The sequence below is a fragment of the Thiolapillus sp. genome (assembly GCF_048562965.1).
In the GTDB taxonomy this organism is placed as follows: Bacteria; Pseudomonadota; Gammaproteobacteria; order Chromatiales; family Chromatiaceae; genus Thiolapillus; species Thiolapillus brandeum_A.
Window position 1 is genome coordinate 1 of sequence record NZ_JBHNMF010000234.1, and the last position, 5,016, is coordinate 5,016.

The following is a 5,016-nucleotide window of genomic DNA, read 5'->3' on the forward strand; positions in this document are numbered from 1 at the left end:
ATGTGTTGGGTCAATAGCATAGACTCGGCGTACTATGATGTCAAGCCTCTACAGACATGAAAAAGCGATTGTAGATCCATGGAGGCAGGCTTGTACTCATCTTAGGGGTGAGTAGTTACGTCGTGATCTCCTTTTGTTACTGATGTTGCTTGTTGCGCAGCATGATTCTGGCGCGTTTTTCGGCGGCCTTCTTTGCTATTTCGGCGGCCCTGGGGCGTGTTCTGCCTTTGGGATTCCCCCGCCGGCGATTATCTATCCATTTTAGATTGACGCCCTGCCAGCCCTCCTTAATGGTAAAGAGCAACACCTCATCTGCCGTCATGCCGATTTCCTCTTGGCCACGTAAAGCCGCCTTCAGGTTCAACTCAAGGGCATACTGGGTCAAAGGGCTTTTCTTGACTTTCCGATGCTCTATAAAGCGCTTTATCGTGTCCTGGGAAATTGGCCATCCCTCAAAGGCGGACAAATCGATGCTGGTCGCTTTGGGGGATGCGGTATTGCGGGGGGGAGGCTCATTCTCAACATTCTCAAGAGGAAGGGTGAGGTTGTCAGAGGCGTCATCCGTAGCCGAAGGAAGCATTTGTGCAGTGGGTAGGAAGAGCGGGTTTTTGGTGTCCTGGTGAGCGATAACGACCCACTTCATGTCAATCAGATCACTCAGTGCTTTGCGTGTAGGGCGCAGTTTCAAGTGACAAATATTGGTGATATCGCGTGCCCCAGTCGGAACCAGGTTGCCGATTGCGTCACGGCAGGAAAAAAGAGCCAACAGCACACGCAGTTGAGAATGCGTAAGCCTTGTATTGCTCAATAGCGTGTCAGGTATGCTTATCATTGGTTGACATCCTCCCCGCCCTAAAGGACAGGGATTCCAGCCCCCTCGGTTGAGGTGGTAGGTGGTACTGCCTCGCGGCTTCCCATGGCCCTCACAGACGATGACGCTTATATCCCCCACCTCAAGGAAGGGGTTTTACGCGCTGTTTTGATAAAGGCACCGCAAGTGGTTTCTATAGGATATATTACGCCAGATACCAGGATTAGGCAATCATGGGGTATTCATACGCCCTGCCCGAACACCAGCCTGCGGTATGTCATCGGTGCTCGATGCGTTCTGGATGGGGTCCAGCATCCCGTGGAGCTGAAGCTGAAGACCTGTATGGCGCGCTTGGCCCTCTCGGCTCACAGCGATGCGCACAGCTTCTGGCTGCCCAACCATGTGTACCTGCTTTTTTCCTCGGGTAACGGCGGTATAGTAAAGATTACGGTTGAGCATGACGTAGTGACTGGTAGTAGCAGGGATCACAACCGCTTTGTATTCTGACCCCTGGGACTTATGTACGGTCACCGCATAAGCATGCAGCAATTGGTCAAGCTGGGTTCCTGCGATCTCAACGGGTCTGTCGTGGCCATCGAATTGCACGGTCACCAGTTTTTCGTCAGGATTCACAGCGATCACCTTCCCCATATCACCGTTGAAGACGTTATTCTTATAGTCATTGCGGGTTTGCATAACCCTGTCGTGAAGTCGATAAACCGCATCGCCATGGTGCGTCTCCGGCTTCTCCGTCGCGGGCGGGTTGATCTTCTCCTGCAGGCGTACGTTGAGCGCACGGGTGCCACACTCGTACCCTTTCATGGGGGTCAGCACCTGGACTTCATTGGGATCAATGCCTTGTGTCTGCGGAATCACCCGAGTCACCAGGTCAACGATATGTTCGGGGATCCCCTCTTTTTCCATTGAATGAAAGGAGAAATCGCTATCGGGATCTTCTGACATCACGGGCATTTCCCCCCGGTTCATGGCATGGGAGTTGGTAATTATTCGAGAATCCTGTGCTTGACGATGGATCTCGGTAAGGCGTGCGACCGGGGCCCGGTTGCTGTTGATCAGGTCATGGAGCAGGTTGCCGGCCCCAACGGACGGCAACTGATCCGCATCCCCCACCAGCAGCACCATGGCGTGATTTGGGATTGCATTGAGCACGGATCGCATCAGACGGGTATCGAGCATCGATGCTTCATCGACCACCACGGCATCACACTGCAGGGGGTTCATCGCGTCATACATGAATCCCTGTTGCGGATTGTAGTTGAGCATCATATGAATCGTTGAGGCGTCACGGCCGGTGGCCTCAGACAGGCGCTTGGCTGCCCGCCCGGTCGGTGCGCAAAGAAGCACATTTGCGTTGAACTGATTTTCCAAAATATCAATGATACTTCGGGTTACCGTGGTTTTACCGGTGCCCGGGCCGCCGGTCATAACCATAAACTTACTGGTAACAGCGTTTTGAATGGCGGCTCGTTGAGAGGGGGAGTAATCCATGCCATCAGGCATCGTCCACGGTGTTTCCTCCCAAGGTGGTGCGCTCACCATGATATCTGCGATGCGTTCAGCAATACGAACTTCGGCATCGTACATGCTTTTGTTCGCCACCCAGGCCTTTTCGTCGATTTTGTAGCCGGCCAGGATATCGTCGGCGACCGCACTGATCATGGTTTCTGATACGGTTTCAGGGTCAATACCCAGTAGCTTGGACGCACGGTAGCGGGTAACCCCCCAGTCGAGCCGCGTGTGCCCCTCGTCTTCGGCCTCACTCAACACATGACGAATGCCGGCGAGCACGCGCTGGCGGGAGTCTTTATCGACGTTCATTGAGAGCGCCACACGATCCGCTTTCGCAAAGCTGATACCGCGAATGCTGGTCAATCGGTAGGGGTGTTCTTTTATCGTGGGGAGTGCTTTTTCGCCCCAGGTTTTGTATATCAGCCAGGCGTCGGCGTTGCCGATGTCGTATTCCTTGAGAGCGCGCATGATGCGATACACCATTTCGTGCTGCTTCCAGGCCTCGGTAATCCGTTCAAAAGTTTTGTCCTTGACGCCGGGAACCGCCATCAAGGCGGGATCAGCGCGAGACAGCAGATTAAGGGCGTGGGTGCCAAAATGATCCACCAGTCGCTTGCCCATGGTGCCGGAGATACCCTTTACGATGCCGCTATTGAAATAGCGAACCAGCCCTTCGTCGGTATCCGGTATGATAGGCACTATGGCCCGCGCCTCAAAACCGTAACCGTGTTTTGGGTGATGCTCAAAGCGCCCAATGCATTCGCATTCATTGCCGGGACGCAAATCGCTGCTTCCCTTTACTTTCACCAATCCATTTTGTGCCTCTGGGTGATCGGTTTCCACGTCCAGTATAGAAAAACCGTTATCCGGATTACGGAAAATCACCCGTTTTACCCGCCCGACAAATCGGGTGTCTTGTTGAACCGGAGTAACCGTGGTTTTGTTGATTGAAAACATGGGAGTCACCTTTTTCAGATCGATATAATTATGGTATTCTATATCCTATGGGAGTTATTTCAAGCAAAACCAGAGGCACCAAGGAGCACTACATGCAGGTGGCCCGGCGATTGTCAGAAAGATTTGATCGGGAAACCGGCATGGAAATGTTGACCGCACCAGAGGAACTGTTGGCTTGGCTGAGAGCCCGGGCGCAGTATTGGAAGCCGGCAACCTGGCGCCTGAACCAGGCGGCACTGGTGTACTGGCTTGAAAGACATCAGGCAGGCGCCTTGTCGGAAAAAGTCGGTGCCTTGCGCAGGGCAGAAGATGTGCGGTGGCAAGGAGAGGATCGCACGTCTGCCCAGAAACTGAAACGCATTCCGGATAAAGACTATCGCGCCCTGCATGCGCGCATGTCCGTTGACGCGGCCGGATGGAATGCCAATGCCGCGTTGACGCTTCTATGGCTGTCAGCGGGCATATGGACGGGGTTGCGCCCCTCGGAATGGCGCCATGCCGCGTACGCCGAGAGAAACGGACAACGCCTGTTTGTGGTGCGCAATGCCAAGGCAACGAACGGCCGAGCGCACGGGCGCACCCGCACGCTGATCATCGATAACCTGACGGAAGAACAGGTAGCACAGGTAAAGTGGCTGGCTGCGCACCTCGGCGCAATGAATGATATGGACTATGCCCGCTGCTATCTGCGATGCAGGAAATACCTGGCAGGCATCAACAAGGCGCTGTGGCCCAGGCGCAAAAAACGCATCACTCTCTACTCCGCTCGCCACCAGTATTCGGCCAACCTGAAAAAGGCGGGGGCAACCCGTGCGGAGGTGGCGGCCGCGATGGGGCATGCATCCATTGATACCGCCGGCGAGCACTATGGGCGCCGCATAAGCGGCAAACGCGGCCAAAGAATGGCCTTGCCCAGCGAGAAGGATGTTCGGGCCGTGATGAAATTGAACCCGAGAACTACAAACAGCAGAGGGCAACATGCAGTTTCGACCAATGGCTAAAGCCAAAGATGTTTTGGAAAGTGGAGAAGGATACCGCATTACCTCATACCGAAAGGGAGATGAGCTGCGGTTCGAGGGGTGGGCGCCAGAGAAAAACCCCGCCCCCGCGAAAGAGGTCTATAAAAAAGGGGAGACGCCCCCTGCGCGCTACAGGAGGCTCGGCGATAAAGCAACACAACAAGCAGCCATCACGCTATGTGAAGAACATTATGTTGCCCTTTGTCACTGTACACAAGATGAGGAAGCAGGGGGCGCAGATGAAAGCACTAAAAGAAAGCGTTTCGCACCCTAGCACCCTAAGCCAGTTCGGCGTGCGCCCTGTACCGGGGACGCGAACAACCGGCCGACACATGCGGTCGGGTGACCAAAAAGCGCGACAAGCCCCTTCCTTCAGGGAGGGGAAGGATAGCGCATCGCCGGTAGGCGATTAGTGAGGGGCTTGCTGTTGTTCGATGTAGCGTTTCAACACCTCGATGGGCGCGCCGCCCACGGAACCGGCGAAGTACGAGGGCGACCAGATCTGGCCTTTCTTTCCGATCCAGTGGGTCATGATCGGTTTCACCGTTGAATTCCGCCAGCGTTACGTCCTGGATGGCGCACACGTCGCGCATGATCTTTTCCATGTCTCGCAGCATCGCCCGGCTCAACACCTTGCCGCGATACTTGGTGATGAAAATCAGATGGGCGTGAAGCATGAACACGCAATGGCGACCGGTA

The 5,016-nt window shown here is 54.8% G+C and carries 4 protein-coding genes and 1 pseudogene; 2 read left to right on the forward strand and 3 right to left on the reverse strand.

Annotated features, from left to right (window positions below; genetic code table 11):
• Positions 1–136: 136 nt before the first annotated feature.
• Both ACOCD2_RS12050 and ACOCD2_RS12055 read right to left on the reverse strand, forming a co-directional pair.
• A complete protein-coding gene (locus tag ACOCD2_RS12050) occupies positions 137–766 on the reverse strand; it encodes a hypothetical protein (RefSeq protein ID WP_294117342.1) in 630 nt (209 codons plus the stop codon).
• Positions 767–1,042: 276 nt separating this feature from the next.
• Positions 1,043–3,298, reverse strand: a complete 2,256-nt coding sequence (locus tag ACOCD2_RS12055; protein WP_293648097.1) for an ATP-dependent RecD-like DNA helicase — start codon at positions 3,296–3,298, stop codon at positions 1,043–1,045.
• A 92-nt stretch (positions 3,299–3,390) separates the two neighbouring features.
• On the opposite strand from ACOCD2_RS12055, the gene ACOCD2_RS12060 reads away from it, so the two are divergent.
• Together ACOCD2_RS12060 and ACOCD2_RS12065 are read left to right on the forward strand one after the other, a co-directional pair.
• Positions 3,391–4,299 carry a hypothetical protein gene (locus ACOCD2_RS12060; RefSeq protein ID WP_293652743.1) on the forward strand — a complete coding sequence of 303 codons (909 nt, stop codon included), beginning with the start codon at positions 3,391–3,393 and terminating at the stop codon, positions 4,297–4,299.
• A complete protein-coding gene (locus ACOCD2_RS12065) occupies positions 4,292–4,591 on the forward strand; it encodes a hypothetical protein (protein WP_293648092.1) in 300 nt (99 codons plus the stop codon). The genes ACOCD2_RS12060 and ACOCD2_RS12065 overlap by 8 nt, the downstream gene beginning before the upstream one ends.
• A gap of 135 nt (positions 4,592–4,726) precedes the next feature.
• On the opposite strand, the pseudogene ACOCD2_RS12070 reads toward ACOCD2_RS12065, so the two are convergent.
• A pseudogene (locus tag ACOCD2_RS12070) lies at positions 4,727–5,016 on the reverse strand (transposase); the annotation flags it as partial.